Here is a 20,146-nt window from a genome sequence, read left to right as displayed (position 1 = left end):
TTATGTTTTTAGGTAAATTACATGCCTAATTCAGTCTTTACAGCTGGCATTAAGTCGTAACCATCTGCCATGATTACTCCAGCACCTGTTGTAGAGTCTAATACATAGTCGTATCCTTTAGCTCTTGCTACTTTTTGGATAGCTCCACGAGCTTTTTCTAAGATTGGTCTTACAAGATCTTGTTGTTTTTTCTGAAGATCCTGAGAAGCTTTTTGGCTGCGTTCTTGAATTCTTCTTTGCGCACCTTGTAACTCCATAGAACGTTTTTGATTTTCTTCCTCAGTTACAGTTTCTGCTTCAGCTTCGTAACGTTGTAATGTTTTTTGAGCTTCATTCATCATATCTTTGATCTCAGCATCATAAGTGTTTCGTAGCTTATCAAGCTGTGTCATTGCTTCTTTGTAGGCTGGCATAGACTCGATAAGATCTTGAGTTGCAATGTGAGCGATTTTAGAATCCTGCGCATTTACAAATGTTGTAGCTCCCAATGTTAAGGCTAGGGCTATAAAAAGTGTTTTGAATTGTTTCATTTTAATTAATTATTAAGTGTTAAAGTAATTATTTGTTAATTGATTGTATCCTTAATTCTGGCTTCAGCTTCTCTAGCTGCGTTTATACTATCTCTTCTTCGTTCTCTGTCTTCCAATATCTGTGCCCTTCTTTCTTCGAACTCCGCTTTTTTAGCAGCTCTCGTAGAATCACGTTTTCTTCTTCGCTCTTCAATATATAATTCGCGCTCTGTTTTGGCATTTTGAGAGGCTTGCTCCCGAGCTTGAATTACTGAATCCTGCTCTACAGTTCTATTTTCTGCTTGTTGTAATTCTATAAGATCCTGGCGGCTTTCAATCTCTTCTCTATTGGCAGCCCTTGTAATAATTCTTACTACCTGATCGCTCATATCGTAATTGGATTTGGCATAAATCATACCAATATCTGAGGTTCGATCAAAAATAAAATCAAATTTTCTTCTTTCAGCTATTTCCTGAACTGCGTTAAAAACCTGGTCTTGTATAGGTTTAATTAGTTGGCGCTTTTGTAAAATATAATCACCACCCGGGCCAAATCTTTTTTGTTGATATTCGGTTAATTGATCCTGAAGATATTTAATATCATCTTCTCTTTCCTCTAAAAGTTCTTTAGTTAATAAAGTTCTTTCGTTTTCAAGCTGAGTCTGAATTTCAGAAATTTCTCTTTTTTTAGTATCTATTTCATTTTTCCAATCCTGCACACGATTATCAAGTTGATTTGATGCTTCCTGATATTCCGGAATATTCTCTAAAATATAATCCATGTCAATATAACCAATATTGAGTCCGCGTTGAGAAAAAGCTCCCAGGGGTAAAAGTATGGTTAGTATGATAAGGAATATTTTTTTCATAATTGGTAGATAGAAAATATCATGCCATTTTAAAATTGTTGCCCAATGATGAAGTGAGTTTCCCATCCGTTAGCACCGCTATTAGGCTGTCCTGGCAGTGCATCGAAACCGTATCCAAAATCGATACCTAATAATCCAAAAGCTGGCATAAATATTCTTAAACCTGCACCGGCAGATCTATTTAACTGAAATGGGTTGAAGTCTCTAAAATTATCATAAGATGCACCGCCTTCTAAGAAGGTTAATGCATAAATAGAAGCTGAAGGTTTAAGCGTTATAGGGAATCGAAGTTCCAGAGAGTATTTATTATAAATAGTAGCTCCATCATCATTCGATGCCTGGCTTAAAGAAGTTCTGTCTAGCGGAATTAAAGATTGGTTAGGATAACCTCTAAGACGTATAGTTTCACGACCATCAAGGCTGTAAGAACCAAGACCATCACCACCCAGATAGAATCTTTCGAAAGGTGGTACTCCACGATCCTGATTGTAGGCACCTAAAAATCCATATTCTACATTGGTTCTTAGTACCAAGTTTTTGTTTTCGCCAAAATTGGCCAAGGTTGTGTACCAATCTCCTTTAAATTTCACTTTGTAAAACTCTAACCATTTATATTTTTCCTGGTCAATTTTCGCCTGATCGCCAATAGCGTTTGCTTCAGTGGTACGTACTGTTCGGCCTTGATCGTCGTATCTTATCAAATTACCATTATCATCTTCTAGCTGAAATTCTCTTTGGTTTTCTAAGTCATCATAGTCAACACCATTCCATAAAGAATAAGGAGGAGTGAACTTAGCTGTAATACTGAAAACAGACCCTGCAATAGGGAATATTGGGTTATATCTTGTGTTATCTCTAGTAATACCAAAGGTATAAGTTAAGTTGTTAGAGAAACCATCACCGTAAGTAAATAAACCGGTATTATAATTATTAAGATCGTAACGCTGAAACCCTAAAGTATGTGAAACCTGAAGATATGGATCTGGCTCTGTTAAACGTTTCGCAAAACCTACACTTACACCCAAAATGTCGAAACTACGGCTCTTATCAGCTCGTCTTGAGCGATAGTCATACAAAAACTGTCTTGTATAAGAGAATGATGTCGATAACTGTACTGGCTTTTTGCCTCCTAACCAAGGCTCCATAAAAGAAAGACTATATGTTTGGTAGTAAGTACTTGCCTGTGCTCTTAAAGATAATCTTTGCCCATCTCCCATAGGTACCGGTGTGTATGACTCTTTATTGAAGATCTCTGAAATAGCGAAGTTATTAAAAGAAAGTCCCAGCGTACCAATAAATCCACCGCCACCGTAACCACCTTGTAGTTCAATTTGGCTGGCACCTGCTTCCACGACGTTATATTCTAAAGATAATGTTCCACTTTGTGGATCTGGATCAATAAATTCAGGACTTAATTGTTCTGCATCGAAAAATCCTAAAGAACCTAATTCCCTAACGGTTGAAACAACATCTTGTTGGTTGTATTTTTGTCCCGGTTTTGTTAGTAAATTTCTATAGATTACGTGATCTTTTGTTTTGTTGTTTCCAACCACTCTAATTTCATCAAAATATGCTTCTTTACCTTCGTTAATACGTAGTTCAAAGTCTATAGTGTCATTGTAAACACGTGTTTCAACTAAGTTGAAACTTGAAAACAAGTAACCGTTGTTTCTATATATTGTTGAAATATTTGTTGCATTTGGATCCTGCGCTTCGATTCTTTCGTTAATAAGAACGCCATTATAGGTATCTCCTTTTTTGATCCCCATTGCGCGATCTAAAAATTCATCTGTATAAACTGTATTTCCTACAAATGAGATATCTCCGATAAAATATTTGTCTCCTTCTTCAACTTTAATATCTAGGGCGATATTTTTATCGTCTATTTTTATAAGACTGTCAGATATGATACGCGCATCGCGAAAACCATTTTCTTTAAGCTTATTAACCAGGTTTTGTTTGTCTTCTTGATAATCGTCACGGTTAAATTTAGAGCGTTTCCAAAAACGATAAAAGCGTTTTTGCTTCGTGTTTTTCATTGCTCTTTTCAGTTTCGCATCAGAGATCTGATCGTTACCTATAATATCAATATTTTTTATCTTTACTTTATCACCAGTATCAATATTTACAACCATATTTACCTGATTGGTACCGGTTGTGTCTTTTACTTCTACAGTATTGATAGCTACTTTTGCATTAAAATAGCCATCTTTTTTATACTTGCTTTCAATATAGTTTTTGGTGTTGGTAATTAAGTTCTCAGTAACATTAACACCGGTTTTAAGCTTATTCTCATCAATAAGCTCTTCTTTATCTCTTTTCTTTTTAATTCCCTGAATTCGAACTTCTGATAGTTTTGGGATATCGGTAATAACAAGCTCAAGATCGGCCACGCCGTTATCTACATTAGTGATATAAAATTCTATGTCACTAAACATATCTAGATCCCAAAGTTTTTTAATTACATTACTTAAACGTTGTCCCGGGATGTAAAGTTCTTCACCTTTTTTGAGTCGAGTAAACGAGATTACGGTTTGCTCGTTGTATCGTGTAGATCCAGTTACTTTAATTTCGCCTAAAGTATATTTTTTACCGTTTCCTATAGGGAGATCCTGCGCATTGGCAGCGATACTAAGAGTAAAACAAATTATTACGAATGCTACTATATTTTTCGTCATAAATGCACTAACTAAGTTGCTCACTTGTTTTTCCAAATCTTCGTTCTCTGTTTTGATAATTATAAATGGCTTCGTAAAGATTTTCTTTTCTAAAGTCTGGCCATAAAATACTTGTAAAATACAACTCGGCATAAGCCATTTGCCAAAGCAAAAAGTTGCTGATTCTTTGTTCGCCGCTAGTTCTAATCATAAGATCAACATCGGGCACATCTTTGGTATATAAATTTTCAGAGATTAAAGAATCATTGATCTCATCTGGTTTTAACGTTCCATTTTGCACTTTATTGGCTAAAATTTTAAATGCAGAGGTTATTTCTTCTCTGGATCCATAGCTTAAAGCTAAAATTAACGTCATTTTAGAGTTATCTTTTGTCTTATCGATAACATCTAAAAGTTCTCTTTTCGCTTTTTTTGGTAAGTTCTCAATATTACCAATGGCGGTTAATCTAATGTTATTATTTTGTAATGTTTTGATTTCTTTTTTTAGCGAAGAAACCAAAATTTTCATTAAAGCATCAACTTCAAATTTAGGACGGTTCCAATTTTCTGTTGAAAATGCGTAAAGAGTTAGATATTTAACTCCGATTTCGGCACTTCCTTCAACTACATCTCTAACCGATTTTACACCTTCGTTGTGCCCAACGGCTCTTAAAAAGCCCTGTTTTTTGGCCCAACGACCGTTACCGTCCATAATAACGGCAATATGCGCAGGTAATTTTGTTAAGTTGAGATTTTCTTTAAAATTCATTCTCTAAAAGCTCGAATAACAGGGTTTTCTCCCGAAGGTTATTGTAAATGTGATTCCGGTAAAAACATACCAATCATTTGTATTTTGATTTCCAAAGGTAAGAACAGGATCTTGTGTGTCGGTTAATTCCTCTGGATTACTTCCGTCTAAATTATCTGTAAACGTATATCGCGCGCCAATTTCTACTGCTCCAATTAGACGCTGAGTTAAAGTTGTTTTGTAACCAATAACCATTGGGATCGCAAATTCCCAGTTTGTACCCTGGTTTACCAATGGTCCTCCTCTAGATCCATCTAATATTACGTGGTCTGCACTAAAATAAGTAACACCTGTGTAAAGATAAGGGCTGCTTTGCGGCTTTCCCTTATGAAGATCGAAATCCCAGAAATTAAATTCTAAGCCCAAGGATGCTTCTGTAATAGTATTACTAAAAGAGTAGCCTCTTTGTTCTCTACGGGTATCATTACTTTCGGTATCATCTGCTTCTATATTTCCCATAATAACAGAAAACCTAAAGGAATGGCGAGGACTGCGATTCCATTTAAGAATACCTCCGAATGCCAAATCACTTGGGTTGATGTAAGTAGATTTACCTACATCACCAATATAATTTGCGCCACCCAAAAAGGCACCGACCTCATAGGTCTGAGATTGCAAATGTACTGAAGTAATTACCATTAAAACTAAAGCTATTCGATACCGCATAGGTTCTTAAAAGTTTGCAAATATAACAATTATGTTTGCTCTGCAATAATTTGAGCTAATTAGTATTACATTAACAGAGTTTTAAAAAAAATATTGTCTAATTACGTTTATCCTCTCCCCATAGAAGTTTCTTTCTTAGCGTTTGTAGAAAGCTATTATCGTGAAGTTCTACTAGATTAATAGTATAGGGTGCTTTTTTTATTATAATTTCAGTATCATTAGGAAGACTTGCTAAGCGTGAATCCATCGATAGAAGATGAGAGTCTTCGCGTCCACTAACTTTTAAAGTGATTTTTGTATTATCTTTAATAATAAGCGGTCTTGCATTTAAATTGTGAGGTGCGATAGGTGTGATTACGATAGAATCTGCATCTGGAGTAATAACCGGCCCGCCACAACTAAGGGAATATCCTGTGGATCCTGTAGGTGTAGCGATTATTAATCCATCCGCCCAGTAAGAGGTTAGATATTGATCGTCTAGCCAGGTGTCTACTGTAATCATCGAGGTTGTATTCTTTCGGCTAACAGCTATTTCGTTTAGGGCTACATTTTTAAAGATCTCTTCATCAAATTCTGGATTTGTTTCCACTTGCAATACCGTTCTTGGAGAAATACTAAAGTCTTTTCTCAAAATCGCGTGTATTGTTTCTCCAATTTGCTCTTTCTGAATGGTAGATAGAAATCCTAAACGTCCTGTGTTTATACCAACGATGGGAATATCCAAATTCTTAATATAATTCACCGATTTTAAAATGGTGCCGTCGCCACCAATAGTGAAAAAAAGATCAAAACTGTCATCTAAAACATCGAATGTTTCGTAGTCACTATATTCCCCTGTAACGCTTTGATTTTTATTGATAAGTTCTAAAAAATAACGTTCGATAATAACTTCAACTTTTTGTTCTTGCAAAAGCTCTAAAAGTTGATTGATGTAAGTGCCGGCGTTTTCGTGATAAAACTGGCCGTAAATGCCTATTTTCATATTAAATGTTTAGGTATTTGTCCAGATATTTAGAGCGTTCTCGAAGATTTTTATTAAATGAATCTTCCTGGTGTTGGGAGATAATACTGTAACCATATCTTCGTAGTGATTGTATCACTTCAGTAATTCCCGTAGGATTTATTTTGATGGTAATTTGGGCAAGATCGTTTTCAATTTTAGACACAAATAAGCCAAGTAAATGTACGTTGCTTGATTCTATAATCTGGCTTATTTCACTTAACGAATAATCTTTAAATCCTTTCTCTACGACAATAATATTTCCTGCCTCGTTCAAAAAGGGAGTTTCGTTAAAAATTCCCATAATTTCATTTAATTCGATATAACCCAGATATTCATTTTCATTATCTAATACAGGTAGGATATTCGAATCATTTTGTGCAAAAGTTTCAAGTACATCTAGCCAGTAATCGGTATTTCTAACAAAAAAACCTTCCAGCGCATATTGGTAATCTTCAATTGATTTTTCGGCATCAAAGCAACGAATGTCATTTTCAGAAATACATCCCATATATAATCCGTTATTCTCTACGGGCAAGTGAGAATAGGTAAGCTGATTAAAATCTTTCTGTACTTCACCAATTTTGTCAGTAAAATGACGAATTGAAACGTCATTTAAAATATATTCTTCCATATTCATATCCCACGTCCTTTAGCGCAAATTAATTAAAATAAAATTCATTCAGCCATACCCAACTTTGTATTTTTGTTAAAACAAAAAGTTTTAAGATAAGCTTTAGAGTATGTAGTGCAGTAGTAATTTATAATTGCAAAAGGCTCTATATGTCAAATAAAAACTATAAATACAAATCCCTTTATTGAAAGGAGAAAACTATAGCTATGACGAAATTAAGCGTTAATATTAATAAGATTGCCACATTAAGAAATGCACGGGGAGGAGATATACCTAATGTAGTGAAATGTGCTTTGGATATCGAAAAATTTGGAGCACAAGGCATTACGGTGCATCCACGCCCAGATGAAAGACATATTAGATATCAGGATGCGAAAGATCTGAAACCGGTTTTAAAAACTGAATTTAATATTGAAGGAAATCCAGTGACCAAATTCGTAAATCTCGTCCTGGAAATTAAACCAGCGCAGGTTACGCTAGTGCCAGATGCTGAAGATGCAATTACCAGTAATGCCGGCTGGGATACTATTCGTTATAAGGAATATTTGCAGGAAGTAATTTCAGAATTTAAAAAATATGGTATTCGTACTTCGATTTTTGTTGATCCAGATGAAAAAATGATTCAGGGAGCCGCAGAAACCGGAACAGACCGTATAGAACTTTATACCGAAAGTTTTGCTGAAAAATTTGCACACGGAAATAAAGAAGAAGCTGTGGCACCATATGCTAAATGTGCCAAACTTGCACACGATTTGGGGTTGGGTGTAAATGCTGGTCACGATTTGTCGTTGGATAATATAGCATTCTTTAAAAAACACGTGAATTTTGTAGATGAAGTATCTATTGGGCATGCATTAATTGCAGAAGCGCTTTATTTAGGTCTAGAAGAGACCGTAGCAAGATATTTAAAGAAATTAAAGTAAATTAAAATTGGCCAATTTTGGTTAAGATTTTAAAAGAACAAAAATGAAATTACATACTAATATTTTAGGAAAAGGAAAGCCATTTATCATTTTGCATGGATTTCTAGGAATGGGAGATAACTGGAAGACTTTAGGTAAAATGTTTTCTGGAGATGCTTACGAAGTTCATTTGGTAGACCAGCGAAATCATGGTAAAAGTCCGCATAGTGATGATTTTTCTTATGAATTATTAGTGGAAGATTTAAAAGAATATATCGAAGAGCACAAGTTGGAAAAAATTGTGCTTTTAGGTCATTCTATGGGGGGTAAGACAGCGATGCTCTTTGCAGCAACCTATCCAGAATTGCTAGATAAACTAATAATCGTAGATATTGCTCCTAAATATTACGAACCTCATCATCAGGAAATTTTAGCAGGATTAACCTTGTTAGAAGACGCCAATCTTTCCTCTCGCCAGGAAGCCTCTAAAATAATTTCTGAATACGTTCCCGATAGGCCAACACAGCTTTTTCTTCTGAAGAATTTAGACCGCGAAGGGAAAGGAAACTACGTTTTAAAAGTAAACCTTAAAACGCTAAAAGACAAGATTGAAAATATTGGAGCAGGTTTAGAAAAAGATAAAGTTTATAAAGGCGAAACACTTTTTATAAAAGGAGAGAAGTCTAATTACATAAGATTACCTGAAGATGAGCAACTTCTCCGTACTCATTTTCCAGAAGCAAAAATTGAAGTAATAAGTAATTCGGGCCATTGGGTTCATGCAGAAAACCAGAATGATTTTTATAATGCTATAATACGTTTTTTGTAAAAAGCGCCTTTAATTATTATGCATACATAATATTTTTCTCTATTTTGTTGTAGGATTCGTAATTTATGCTAAATTTGAGCATAGGTTTTTTAAACCTGATAAAACTTAATTCTACAATAAATTATTATGAAGAAACTAGTATTTCTAACCCTTTTTGGGTTGGCAGCTGCAATGGCTTATGCAGGTGGTTACAGAGTAGGGCTTCAGGGGCAGCGAAGACTGGCTATGGGGCATACTGGTGTGGCTGTGGTTGATAATGCAGAGCTGGCCTTTTTTAATCCGGCGGGTTTAGTGTATTTAGAGGATAATATAAATGTTGCTTTTGGAGCAAGTGCCGTATTCTCTGATGTGGTTTGGCAAAATGATGAATTTGGACAAATGTCCAGAACAGATAGTTCTATAGGAACTCCCTTTTATGCTTACATTTCTTATCGAGCTACAGATTGGTTAACATTAGGATTAGCAGCATATACGCCCTACGGTAGTTCTGTAGAATGGCCAACCGATTGGTCTGGATCTCATCTGGTAAACGATATCGATCTCCAGGCAATTTATGTTCAGGCGTTAGCTTCAGTAAAAATTTCAGAAAAATTTAGTGTAGGTGGTGGTCCTATCTATGTAAATGGATCGGTTAACTTTAATAGAAACTTAAATAGAACCCTTAGCGATATCGATGGAAATCGGGCAAATGTAACTGTAGATGCTTCTGGGGTTCATGCTTGGGGATGGTCTTTGGGGGCAATGTATAATCCTACCGATAAACTGAGAATAGGAGCAAACTATCGTTCAGAAATTATTGTAGAAGCAGAAGAAGGTGACGCAGATTTTAGCAATATTCCTAATTCACCACTTGCTCCTTTTAATGATACTAGATTTGATGCATCGCTGCCTTTACCAGCAGAGTTTTCAATCGGTGTATCTTACGAGCTTACAGAAAAATGGTTATTGGCTTTTGATTATAACCGCGCTTTTTGGGATGTTTATCAATCTTTAGATATCGACTTTGAAGATCCAAATATTCCAGATTCAGAGAATCCTAGAAATTACAAAGATGCGAATACCTATAGATTCGGAGTCCAATATCTAGCTAACGAAATGTTTACGCTTAGAGCTGGTTATTATTTTGATGAATCACCTGTACAATCAGGATATTTTGCGCCGGAAACACCAAGAAATGACGCGCATGGGTTTACAGCGGGACTTTCAGTAAATATTACCGAAAAACTTTCCATAGATGCTTCTTTCCTTTACAATAGGTTTAAAGAAGTAGATGAGTCTTACAATTATTATATGGAAAACGGAGAAAATGTACCTTTTGAAGGGACTTACAAAACTGTGGCGTTTGTTCCTGGTCTTGGGGTAACTTTCAAAATTTAAACTTACAGGAAATGATGAAAAACTATAAATTTTTAGTAGTTGGTTTATTGGCTTTGGGAATAGTTTCTTGTGAGCCAGATTTAGATAATCCAATAGATGAAAAAGGAAGTGTTTATACTAATGGAGAAGCAGATTTCTCTAATTATGTTGCTCTTGGAAATTCGTTAACCGCAGGTTATGCAGATAATGCACTTTATATTACGGGGCAAAGAAATTCGTATCCCAATATTTTGGCGGGACAATTTGCTCTAACTCAGGAAACACAGGAGTTTACAATTCCTTATATGAATGATAATGCCGGCGGACTTTTACTATCCGGCGAACCATTGCAGGGTTTCAATAACCGTTTAGTGCTAGCAGTAGATGAAGATGGGGAGCGTGCTCCTTCAGTTTATACAGGAATGTCGCCTACTACAGATATATCAAATATTTTAGAAGGGCCTTTTAGTAATATGGGTGTTCCTGGTGCTAAATCGTATCATTTGGGTGTGGATGGTTATGGTAATATAGCAGGAGTACAGGCTGGTCTTGCTAATCCTTATTTTGTAAGATTTGCTTCTTCACCTCAAACAAGTATTATGGCTGATGCAATGGCTCAAAATCCAACATTTTTTACACTTTGGATAGGTAATAACGATGTTTTAGGTTATGCAAGTTCAGGAGGGACAGGAGTAAACCAGGCAGGTAATTTAGACCCTTCAACTTATGGATCTAACGATATTACAGATCCTCAGTTTTTTGCTCAGGTATATTCAGGTTTAGTACAAACTTTAATCTCGGGAGGTGCCAACGGTGTCCTTATTAATATACCAGATGTTACAGATGTAGCATTTTTTAATACCGTACCGTTTAATGCACTTAATCCTGCAACCAATGACGATTTTGCAGCTCAAATTCCTACTTTAAATGCTACTTTTTCACAGTTAAATCAGGTTTTTGCTGCCTTACAAGTTTCTGATAGAAGTATTCAGTATTCTGAAACAGCGGCTTCGCCAGTATTGATTTTTGATGAATCATTGACAAATCTTTCTGCGGAAATAACTCAGGTTTTAACGCAATCTGGATTCGATGCGTCGATGGCTGCACTATATGGTCAGCAGTTTGGGCAGGTTCGTCAGGCTACTTCCGAAGATTTATTCACGCTTACTTCTTCAAGAGTTATTGGGCAGCTTAATGAAACACGCTTCACTCAGCTAGTTCAGGCAGGTGTGCCGCAAGAAATGGCGGGGCAACTTGCAATAAACGGGATTACTTATCCGCTAGGTGATGAGTATGTTTTAATACCAAGTGAGCAGACTGAAATTTTAGAAGCTACAAATGCCTTTAATGCTTCCATAAAAAATATTGCGACAACCAATAATCTTGCTTTTGTTGATGCTAATGCTATGCTTAGCCAAGTGGCTAATGGAGGTGTCGCTTATGATGGAGGTTCGGTTACTTCTACTTTCGGGACAGGTGGTGCATTTTCGTTAGATGGCGTTCACTTAACACCAAGAGGATATGCGGTAATGGCGAACGAGATTATCGATCAAATAAATGCAACTTATGGTTCTACGGTTCCTAAAGTAAATGTTGGTCAATACAACACTATTACACCTAGTAATGATGTACAGTAATGATAAACTTATATTAAAATAAAGAAAGTCGGCAATTAGCCGGCTTTTTTTTTCGCAATTTTGAGGTATTCAAACTAAATTAAATATGAGACTTTTACTAAAACTTCTTTTATCGGCCCTTGTAGTGGTTGGTCTTGCTAAGATTTTACCCGGTGTAAGTGTAAGTAGTTATTTAACAGCGTTTATCGTTGCTGTAGTACTTGCGGTCTTAAACCTAATTTTAAAACCAATATTGGTCGTTCTTACCTTACCGGTAACAATTTTAACTTTTGGGCTATTCCTATTAATTATAAATGCCATAATTATATTTCTTGCAGATAGCTTTATAGGAGGATTCAGCGTCGATGGTTGGTTTATGGCGATTATTTTTAGTCTGCTTTTTTCTTTGTTTCAGTCAATATTGTATTCCCTTCTTGATAAGGATTAGAAGCTTGCTGAAATTCAATAATTTGAAACTTTGCAGGCTTATGAAAAAAGCTTAATTTTGCACACCAATTTTTATAATAAGTCAAGAATGAATATTACCAGAGAGAATATTGATAAATTGAATGCGGTAGTTAAAGTAGATATCGCAAAAGACGACTATGCTCCTAAAGTAGAGAAAATCCTTAAGGATTACCGTAAAAACGCCAATATTCCTGGCTTTAGAAAAGGTCATGTTCCTATGGGGATGGTTAAAAAGCAATACGGGCAGGCTGTTTTAGTAGATGAGGTAAACAAATTGCTACAAGAAAATCTTAATAAATATCTTACTGAAGAAAAATTAGACGTTCTTGGAAATCCTATTCCAAAAGAGCAAGAAAACTTCGACTGGAATAAAGATGAGTATACATTCGAATTTGAAATAGGTCTTGCACCAGAGTTTGAAGTTGATCTTGACTTAGAAAAGCCAGTTAAAAAATATAATATCGTTGCTGATGATAAAATGATCGATAGCCAAATCGAATCTATCCAGAAGCAATACGGTAAATTAATTTCTAAGGAAGAAGTTGAAGAAGGAGATATCGTAGCCGGAACTTTTAAAAACGAAGAAGAAGGAATCGAAAACGAAACTTCTATCGAGTTAGAAAAAATTAAAGGGAAGAGAAATCTTAATAAATTTGTTGGCGCTAAAGCTGGTGATGTTATCACTTTAAAGACAAAAAGTCTTTTTGAAGATGATCACGACTTGCAACAACACTTAAAGGTTGAGCACGATAAAGCGCACGATCTGGATATCGAAGTTGAGTTTACTATTTCTGAAGTTAACCAAAGAGAGCTTGCAGATTTAGATCAGGAATTATTTGATAAGCTTTTTGGAGAAGGGAAAGTAACTTCAGTTACCGAGCTTAAAGAAAAGATCAAAGAAGATGCAGAGAAGCAATTTGTTCAGCAAAGTGATCAACAATTAATGAATGATGTTACTGAAGCATTAATTGAAAAAACAGACTTCGATCTTCCTAAAGAATTTCTTCAAAAATGGATTAGAACTGTTGGAGAAAAGCCACTTACTGAAGAAGAAGCGGTTGAAGAATACGAAAAGAGCGAAAAAGGTTTACGTTACCAGTTAATCGAAGGAAAAATCGTTAAGGATAACGATATTCAGGTAGATTTTGAAGCGCTTAAAGCTTTCGCTAAAGATAAAATTAAAGAACAAATGGCTCAATTTGGGCAGATGGATCCTTCAGATAAAGAATTGGACGATATCGCAGCAAGAATCCTTTCTAACCAAGACGAAGTGAAGCGTCTTTCTGAGCAATTAGTAAACGAAAAGCTGTTAAATTTCTACAAAGAGAATATGAAATTTGACGAAAAGGAAGTTACTTACGATGATTTTGTGAAAGAGATCTATAACTAAGCCTTTTTTATAATTTATACCTATCTTTAAGGCGTTATCCATATGGTATAACGCCTTTTTTGGCTTTATGGGTAGCATGTGTAATTAAAAAGAAAAATTGATGGATTACGGAAAAGAATTCGAAAAATACGCAACCCAGCATCACGGGATAAATAGCAATTATTATAACAAAATAGTAAGCAGTATGACCCCAATGGGGATGACGCCTAACATTATTGAAGAGCGCCAAATGAATGCTGTAGCGATGGATGTATTTTCACGATTAATGATGGACAGGATTATCTTTATGGGAACTGGCATCAACGATCAGGTAGCTAATATTATCCAGGCGCAATTATTATTTTTAGAAAGTACAGATTCTTCAAAAGATATTCAAATTTATATAAACTCGCCTGGTGGTAGTGTATACGCTGGTTTAGGTATTTACGATACCATGCAGTTTATAAAACCAGATGTTGCTACGATTTGTACTGGTATGGCAGCTTCAATGGGAGCGGTATTACTTTGTGCAGGAGCAGATGGGAAACGTAGTGGATTACCACATTCTAGAGTGATGATTCACCAACCTCTTGGCGGAGCTCAAGGACAAGCTAGTGATATCGAAATTACAGCAAGAGAGATTATTACTTTAAAAGAAGAATTATACAAAATTATCTCTAAACATTCTGGGCAGTCTTACGAGAAAGTACACGAAGATAGTGACCGTGATTATTGGATGAAAGCTGATAAGGCAAAAGAATACGGGATGATCGACGAAATTCTTACTAGAGATTAAGGAGTATTAAGAACGAAATTTAGAGAAGAGTTTTAGAAAGCATTTCTAAAACAGAACAGGAAATTAAATAAGATGGCGAAAGAAGAATTAGAATGTTCCTTTTGTGGAAGAAAAAAGCCGGAAACCAATCTATTGATTGCCGGCTTGGATGCTCACATCTGTGATCGATGTATAGAGCAGGCGCACGGTATTGTGCTTGAAGAATCCAAACAAGGGGAAGCAAACGAGTTATCTTCAGAATTAATGCTAAGTAAGCCTAAATCTATTAAGGCTTTTTTAGATGAATATATAATTGGTCAGGAAGCTACTAAAAAGGTAATGTCTGTTGCCGTTTATAATCACTATAAGCGATTATTACAACCGGATAGCGATGATGATATCGAAATCCAGAAAAGTAATATTGTTATGGTAGGAGAAACCGGTACCGGTAAAACCCTTATGGCAAAAACAATAGCTAAAATGCTGAATGTGCCTTTGGCAATTGTAGATGCGACGGTTTTAACAGAAGCAGGATATGTAGGTGAAGATGTAGAAGGTATTTTAACCCGTTTATTACAGGCAGCCGATTATAATTTAGAAAAAGCGCAACGCGGAATTGTTTTTATTGATGAGATCGATAAGATTGCTCGTAAAAGCGATAATCCTTCAATCACCAGAGATGTTTCTGGAGAAGGTGTTCAGCAAGCTTTACTAAAACTTTTAGAAGGAACCACTGTAAATGTTCCGCCAAAAGGAGGAAGAAAGCATCCCGATCAAAAATTTATCGAGGTAGATACAGAGAATATTCTGTTTATCGCGGGTGGAGCTTTTGATGGTATCGAGAAAAATATCAGCAAGCGTTTAAATATGCAAGCGGTAGGATTTAGTGCCTCTAAGAGCGATGATAATATCGAAAGAACTAATCTTTTAAAATATATCATCCCTAAAGATTTGAAAGATTTTGGACTTATTCCTGAGATTATTGGTCGTTTACCGGCATTAACGTATATGAATCCATTAGATAAAGATACGCTTAGATCAATTTTAACGGAGCCTAAAAATGCGATTATCAAACAATACACAAAATTGTTTGAAATGGATGAAATCGAATTTAGTGTAACCGATGAAGCTTTGGATTATATCGTAGAAAAAGCGGTAGAATACAAACTTGGTGCACGTGGTTTACGTTCGCTTTGTGAAGCAATTTTAACCGATGCGATGTTTGATCTCCCGGAAAGTGATGTAAAAGAATTTGAGCTTACTAAAAAGTATGCTGACGAGAAATTAAATAAATCAACTATAAATGCACTGAAAGCAGCTTCGTAGTTGAAAGCTAATATTAGTTGAAAAGCCTCATAAATTTTGTTATTTATGGGGCTTTTTTATTTCAATCTATTTCTCACTTCACTAATAAATCTGCAAGTAAACCTTTCAAAAATGAGATTATCAATTTTTATTTTTTGAAAGCTTTAGCATTGCACTATAATCTTCTGTTAATCATTTTAACTCAGCCTTATAAATTGGTAATTTCATAAGAAGAGAACTCTTTTTACCAATCAATAAATTGCATAGCATGGCTAAGGAAAATGAAAGTAATACCGAGATTGAAAATCAGGAATGGTTGGATTCGCTCAGATGGGTATTGCAAAATGAGTCGAAAGAACGAGTTGAAGAAATCCTAAAATTACTTCAGGCTGAAGCACAAAGAAATGGTGTGAAGCAAAACTTACCCCTTACCACTTCTTATATAAATACTATAAGCCCGGAAGACGAAGAAAAGTATCCTGGAGATATTGAAATTGAAGAGAAAATCTTAGGGTACATTCGTTGGAATGCCATGGCCATGGTGGTGAGAGCCAATAATGAAAGTAAAGGTATAGGAGGGCATGTTTCAACCTATTCTTCTATAGCACATTTGTGGGAAGTAGGTTTCAATCATTTTTATAAAATGGATCGTGAAGCAGGATCAGATATGGTTTATTTTCAAGGACACGCTTCACCTGGTGTTTATTCTCGAGCTTTTTTAGAAGGTAGGTTAACTGAAGAACACTTAGAAAACTTCCGTAGAGAAATAAAATCAGATAAAGGTTTAACGTCTTATCCACACCCGCATTTAATGCCGGAATTCTGGAATTTTCCAACCGTTTCTATGGGATTGGGGCCAATTAATGCAATCTATCAGGCGCGTTTTAATAAGTATCTAGAAAAACGTGGATTAATAGAAAATAACGATCAGCAAATTTGGGCGTATTTAGGTGATGGAGAAATGGACGAGCCTGAAGCACGTGGCGCAATAAGTGTAGCTGCTCGGGATAAATTAGATAATCTAACTTTTGTGGTCGATTGTAATCTGCAACGTTTAGACGGTCCGGTACGGGGAAATGGTAAAATTATTCAGGAACTAGAAGGTTTATTTCGTGGAGCCGGGTGGAATGTAATTAAGCTGCTCTGGGGAAAAGATTGGGATCCGATTTTCGAAAAAGATACCGAAGGTAAACTAATTAGTTTATTAGATGAATTACCCGACGGGCAACTTCAAAAATATGCATTTTCTGAAGGCGAATTTATCAGAGAAGATCTCTTCGGAAAAGATAAAAACTTAGCTAAAATCGTCAAGAATTTATCTGATGATGAGTTGAAGCGTTTAAAGCGTGGCGGTCACGATCAACAAAAAATATATAATGCTTATAAAAAGGCGACCGAGCATAAAGGTCAGCCTACCATAATTTTAGCCCAAACTATAAAAGGTTATGGTCAGGGAAAAGCCGGTGAAGCCAGCAATGTTTCGCATAAAACTAAGAGTTTTAAAGAAGATGAATTAAAAGCATTTAGAGATTTCTTCAATCTGCCAATTTCAGATAAAGAAATAAAAGATATTCCGTTTATAAAGCCTGAAGAAGATAGCGAAGAAATTAAATACCTACAGAAGAAACGCAAAGATTTAGGTGGTTTTATGCCGCAACGCAAAGATGAAAGCGAAGCGATAAAAGCGCCCGATAAAAAAGTATTTAAAAGTTTTTTGGAAGGCTCAGGAGATGATGAGGCGGCAACAACAATGGTAATGATTCAAACCTTAAGCAGGTTGTTTAAAGATAAAGAACTGGGGAAATATATTGTTCCGATTATTCCCGATGAGAGCCGAACTTTCGGTATGGAATCTTTATTCAGGCAAGTTGGAATTTACGCTCCCGGTGGTCAATTATACGAACCGGTAGATAAAGAAAGTCTGCTGTTTTACAAAGAATCTGAAGATGGGGCAATAATGGAAGAAGGAATTACCGAATCGGGTTGTATGGCCGAGTTTATTGCTGCCGGTACTTCCTATCTCAATCAGGGTATCCCAATGATTCCGTTTTACTTCTTTTATTCGATGTTTGGTTTTCAAAGAACCGGAGATTTAATCTGGGCAGCAGCAGATGCCGGAGCAAAAGGATTTTTAGTAGGAGGTATTTCAGGAAGAACAAGTTTGCCGGGTGAAGGTTTACAGCACCAAGATGGCAACAGTCATTTATTTGCTTTAGCATTTCCAACGGTAAAAGCTTACGATCCTGCTTTTGCATACGAGTTGGCGACTATTGTAAAGAACGGAATACAAGAAATGTATGTCGACAAAAAAACATATCAATATTATATCACGCTTGGAAATGCGACCTACAAAATGCCAAAAATGCCTAAAGACAGTGAAGAGGGTATTTTGAAGGGGATGTATAAATTTCAGAAAACTAGAAAACGCAAAACCGATAAAAAAGCACATCTTTTTGGTAGCGGTTCTATTATGGTTGAAGTACTAGAAGCTGCCGAAATTTTAGAAAAAGAATATGATGTTGCGGTAGATATTTGGAGTATAACCAGCTACAAAGCACTTTATGATAATGCGATCGATATTGAAAGAGAGAATCGCTTAAAAACGCAGCTTAATAAAGAGAAAAATTATATTCAAGATTGTCTGGAAGAAGAAAAAGGTGTTTTTGTTGCTGCTTCCGATTATGTAAAAGCACTGCCAGAGTCGATTGCGAAGTGGTTCCCGGCACCTCTTGCTGCTTTAGGGACCGATGGTTTTGGGCGTAGTGATGCAAGACCAGAACTACGTAATTTCTTCGAAGTAAACGCGGCACATATTGTATTTGCTACACTTTACGAATTAGCAAACGAAGGAAAAATTAAAGCCAAGCAGTTAAAAGATGCCGCTAAGAAATTTGACATTGATGCTAAAAAACCGAATCCAAGAACATCCTAATCAAAAAAGAAAAGAAAAATGGCTATAGAAATCAAAGTACCACAAATAGCGGACGGAGTAGAAACGGCAACAGTTTCAGAAATATTAGTCGCTGAAGGTGATAAAATCGAAAAAGATCAGGGCGTTATTGCTGTAGAAAGTGATAAAGCTTCTGTTGAGGTTCCAAGTTCAGATGCCGGAACAGTAAAAGAAATAAAAATTAGTGAAGGTGATGAGGTTGAAGTCGGGCAGGTAATCATTCTTTTGGAAGAATCAGAAGATAGCGACGATGAAACTGAGGATACCGAAGAATCTTCAGAAGAGCAGGAGGAAAAAACTTCTGAAGAAGAAAATGAAGATGAAGGTGATGATGCTGAAGAAAAAGACGGTAAGAAAAAGAAGAAGGTAAAAGAAGAGAAAGCTAAAGATAATAAAGACGAATCTGACGAAGAGGAGGAAAAAGAAACATCAAAAAAGGATGAATCTGAGGATGAATCTTCCAAAGAAAATGAAGATAAAAAATCAAACAAATCTTCAGGAAAATCTACCGGAGCCGGAATTCAGGCTTCACCGGGAACGCGTCGTTTAGCGAGAGAGCTTGGGGTAGATCTTAGTGAATTGGCAGAAGAAATTTCAGGAAAAATTTCAGAAAAAGATGTCAAAGAATTCGCTAAAGGCGGAAGTCAAAAATCTACAAAATCAGCTTCAGTTTCTTTACCGGATTTTGAAAAATTCGGAAATGTAAAACGTGAGCCATTAAATAATATCCGAAAAGCAACAGCTAAAAATGTTACGGCTTCTTGGCAGTCAGTACCACATGTTTTTCAGTTTGATGAAGCAGATATTACCGATATTCAGCAATATTTAGAAGCAAATCAGGATAAAGCTGAAAAAGCCGGGGGAAAATTAACCATTACCGCTTTGCTGACTAAAATTGTGGCGAGCGCATTGGTTCGATTTCCAAAGTTTAACGCCAGCATAGATATGGAAAATCAGGAAATGATCCTGAAAAATTATGTAAATATCGGGATTGCAGTTGCTACCGAAAAAGGATTGTTAGTACCGGTAATTAAAGATGCCGACAAGAAAAGTATCATAGAAATTGCTGCGGAATTAACCAATATCGCTGAAAAGGCAAGAGATGGTAAATTGAGTAAAGAAGATATGGAAGGTGCGAACTTCTCTATTTCTAATCTTGGCGGAATTGGTGGGACTAATTTTACGCCTATTGTGCCCGCACCACAATCGGGGATTTTAGGGATTTCACGTTCAGCTAAAAAACCGGTGTATATCGACGACGAATTTAAACCAAGAGAGATTTTACCGCTTAGTTTATCCTACGATCATCGTTTAATCGATGGTGCCGATGGTGCTGCATTTATCAATTGGATTACTCAGGCGTTGGAAGATCCTTACAAAGCCTTGCTTGGTGTGTAATTAGGAATTTAGCTAAGCTTAAGAGTTTAGAAAAG

General features: G+C 36.0%; 17 protein-coding genes. 10 read left to right on the top strand and 7 right to left on the bottom strand.

Annotation, left to right across the window (positions count from 1 at the left end):
* Positions 1-17: 17 nt before the first annotated feature.
* The 7 genes from PBT89_RS14885 to PBT89_RS14855 form a co-directional block, all read right to left on the bottom strand.
* Positions 18-530, bottom strand: coding sequence for an OmpH family outer membrane protein (locus PBT89_RS14885; RefSeq protein ID WP_270060127.1), 513 nt, complete (start codon positions 528-530; stop codon positions 18-20).
* Between the two features lie 35 nt (positions 531-565).
* On the bottom strand, positions 566-1,378 hold the full coding sequence (locus PBT89_RS14880) for an OmpH family outer membrane protein (protein ID WP_270062534.1): 813 nt from the start codon (positions 1,376-1,378) through the stop codon (positions 566-568).
* Positions 1,379-1,407: 29 nt separating this feature from the next.
* Positions 1,408-4,056: an outer membrane protein assembly factor BamA gene (gene bamA, locus PBT89_RS14875; RefSeq protein WP_270062533.1), complete on the bottom strand. Its 2,649-nt coding sequence runs from the start codon at positions 4,054-4,056 to the stop codon at positions 1,408-1,410.
* A 7-nt stretch (positions 4,057-4,063) separates the two neighbouring features.
* The gene (locus tag PBT89_RS14870; protein ID WP_270060130.1) at positions 4,064-4,804 is read right to left on the bottom strand and encodes an isoprenyl transferase; all 741 of its coding nucleotides are present in this window, start codon (positions 4,802-4,804) and stop codon (positions 4,064-4,066) included.
* A gap of 3 nt (positions 4,805-4,807) precedes the next feature.
* A complete protein-coding gene (gene porG / locus PBT89_RS14865; protein WP_270062532.1) occupies positions 4,808-5,509 on the bottom strand; it encodes a type IX secretion system protein PorG in 702 nt (233 codons plus the stop codon).
* 97 nt (positions 5,510-5,606) lie between these two features.
* Positions 5,607-6,491, bottom strand: coding sequence for an NAD kinase (locus PBT89_RS14860; protein ID WP_270062531.1), 885 nt, complete (start codon positions 6,489-6,491; stop codon positions 5,607-5,609).
* A gap of 1 nt (position 6,492) precedes the next feature.
* Entirely contained in the window at positions 6,493-7,149 is a 657-nt protein-coding gene (locus PBT89_RS14855; protein ID WP_270060133.1) for an acetoin utilization protein acuB, read from the bottom strand.
* A gap of 200 nt (positions 7,150-7,349) precedes the next feature.
* On the opposite strand from PBT89_RS14855, the gene PBT89_RS14850 reads away from it, so the two are divergent.
* The 10 genes from PBT89_RS14850 (at position 7,350) to PBT89_RS14805 (ending at position 20,111) form a co-directional block, all read left to right on the top strand.
* Complete coding sequence (locus PBT89_RS14850; RefSeq protein WP_270062530.1) at positions 7,350-8,066, top strand: pyridoxine 5'-phosphate synthase; 717 nt, start codon at positions 7,350-7,352, stop codon at positions 8,064-8,066.
* 43 nt (positions 8,067-8,109) lie between these two features.
* A complete protein-coding gene (locus PBT89_RS14845; RefSeq protein ID WP_270062529.1) occupies positions 8,110-8,874 on the top strand; it encodes an alpha/beta fold hydrolase in 765 nt (254 codons plus the stop codon).
* A 126-nt stretch (positions 8,875-9,000) separates the two neighbouring features.
* Entirely contained in the window at positions 9,001-10,251 is a 1,251-nt protein-coding gene (locus PBT89_RS14840; protein ID WP_270062528.1) for an OmpP1/FadL family transporter, read from the top strand.
* A 14-nt stretch (positions 10,252-10,265) separates the two neighbouring features.
* Positions 10,266-11,867, top strand: coding sequence for an SGNH/GDSL hydrolase family protein (locus PBT89_RS14835; RefSeq protein WP_270064274.1), 1,602 nt, complete (start codon positions 10,266-10,268; stop codon positions 11,865-11,867).
* A gap of 85 nt (positions 11,868-11,952) precedes the next feature.
* Positions 11,953-12,294 carry a phage holin family protein gene (locus PBT89_RS14830; protein WP_270060137.1) on the top strand — a complete coding sequence of 114 codons (342 nt, stop codon included), beginning with the start codon at positions 11,953-11,955 and terminating at the stop codon, positions 12,292-12,294.
* An 87-nt stretch (positions 12,295-12,381) separates the two neighbouring features.
* Entirely contained in the window at positions 12,382-13,704 is a 1,323-nt protein-coding gene (gene tig / locus PBT89_RS14825) for a trigger factor (RefSeq protein WP_270062527.1), read from the top strand.
* Positions 13,705-13,804: 100 nt separating this feature from the next.
* Entirely contained in the window at positions 13,805-14,479 is a 675-nt protein-coding gene (gene clpP, locus PBT89_RS14820; RefSeq protein WP_270062526.1) for an ATP-dependent Clp endopeptidase proteolytic subunit ClpP, read from the top strand.
* 72 nt (positions 14,480-14,551) lie between these two features.
* Positions 14,552-15,784 carry an ATP-dependent Clp protease ATP-binding subunit ClpX gene (gene clpX, locus PBT89_RS14815; protein WP_270060140.1) on the top strand — a complete coding sequence of 411 codons (1,233 nt, stop codon included), beginning with the start codon at positions 14,552-14,554 and terminating at the stop codon, positions 15,782-15,784.
* 247 nt (positions 15,785-16,031) lie between these two features.
* Positions 16,032-18,695, top strand: a complete 2,664-nt coding sequence (gene aceE, locus PBT89_RS14810; RefSeq protein ID WP_270062525.1) for a pyruvate dehydrogenase (acetyl-transferring), homodimeric type — start codon at positions 16,032-16,034, stop codon at positions 18,693-18,695.
* An 18-nt stretch (positions 18,696-18,713) separates the two neighbouring features.
* On the top strand, positions 18,714-20,111 hold the full coding sequence (locus PBT89_RS14805) for a 2-oxo acid dehydrogenase subunit E2 (RefSeq protein ID WP_270062524.1): 1,398 nt from the start codon (positions 18,714-18,716) through the stop codon (positions 20,109-20,111).
* The last annotated feature ends 35 nt before the right edge of the window (positions 20,112-20,146 follow it).

This window comes from Zunongwangia sp. HRR-M8, assembly GCF_027594405.1.
In the GTDB taxonomy this organism is placed as follows: domain Bacteria; phylum Bacteroidota; class Bacteroidia; order Flavobacteriales; family Flavobacteriaceae; genus Zunongwangia.
Note: the sequence above shows the minus strand (reverse complement) of the source record. Positions and strands in the feature narration are given on the sequence as shown.

Excerpts from the sequence above, each read along its gene's own strand:
- PBT89_RS14840 (WP_270062528.1), top strand. The coding sequence starts at position 9,001 with ATGAAGAAACTAGTATTTCTAACCCTTTTTGGGTTGGCAGCTGCAATG.
- bamA (WP_270062533.1), bottom strand. The coding sequence starts at position 4,056 with ATGACGAAAAATATAGTAGCATTCGTAATAATTTGTTTTACTCTTAGT.
- PBT89_RS14870 (WP_270060130.1), bottom strand. The coding sequence starts at position 4,804 with ATGAATTTTAAAGAAAATCTCAACTTAACAAAATTACCTGCGCATATT.
- PBT89_RS14850 (WP_270062530.1), top strand. The coding sequence starts at position 7,350 with ATGACGAAATTAAGCGTTAATATTAATAAGATTGCCACATTAAGAAAT.
- PBT89_RS14845 (WP_270062529.1), top strand. The coding sequence starts at position 8,110 with ATGAAATTACATACTAATATTTTAGGAAAAGGAAAGCCATTTATCATT.
- porG (WP_270062532.1), bottom strand. The coding sequence starts at position 5,509 with ATGCGGTATCGAATAGCTTTAGTTTTAATGGTAATTACTTCAGTACAT.
- aceE (WP_270062525.1), top strand. The coding sequence starts at position 16,032 with ATGGCTAAGGAAAATGAAAGTAATACCGAGATTGAAAATCAGGAATGG.
- PBT89_RS14855 (WP_270060133.1), bottom strand. The coding sequence starts at position 7,149 with ATGAATATGGAAGAATATATTTTAAATGACGTTTCAATTCGTCATTTT.
- PBT89_RS14885 (WP_270060127.1), bottom strand. The coding sequence starts at position 530 with ATGAAACAATTCAAAACACTTTTTATAGCCCTAGCCTTAACATTGGGA.
- PBT89_RS14860 (WP_270062531.1), bottom strand. The coding sequence starts at position 6,491 with ATGAAAATAGGCATTTACGGCCAGTTTTATCACGAAAACGCCGGCACT.
- tig (WP_270062527.1), top strand. The coding sequence starts at position 12,382 with ATGAATATTACCAGAGAGAATATTGATAAATTGAATGCGGTAGTTAAA.
- PBT89_RS14880 (WP_270062534.1), bottom strand. The coding sequence starts at position 1,378 with ATGAAAAAAATATTCCTTATCATACTAACCATACTTTTACCCCTGGGA.
- PBT89_RS14835 (WP_270064274.1), top strand. The coding sequence starts at position 10,266 with ATGAAAAACTATAAATTTTTAGTAGTTGGTTTATTGGCTTTGGGAATA.
- PBT89_RS14830 (WP_270060137.1), top strand. The coding sequence starts at position 11,953 with ATGAGACTTTTACTAAAACTTCTTTTATCGGCCCTTGTAGTGGTTGGT.
- clpP (WP_270062526.1), top strand. The coding sequence starts at position 13,805 with ATGGATTACGGAAAAGAATTCGAAAAATACGCAACCCAGCATCACGGG.
- PBT89_RS14805 (WP_270062524.1), top strand. The coding sequence starts at position 18,714 with ATGGCTATAGAAATCAAAGTACCACAAATAGCGGACGGAGTAGAAACG.
- clpX (WP_270060140.1), top strand. The coding sequence starts at position 14,552 with ATGGCGAAAGAAGAATTAGAATGTTCCTTTTGTGGAAGAAAAAAGCCG.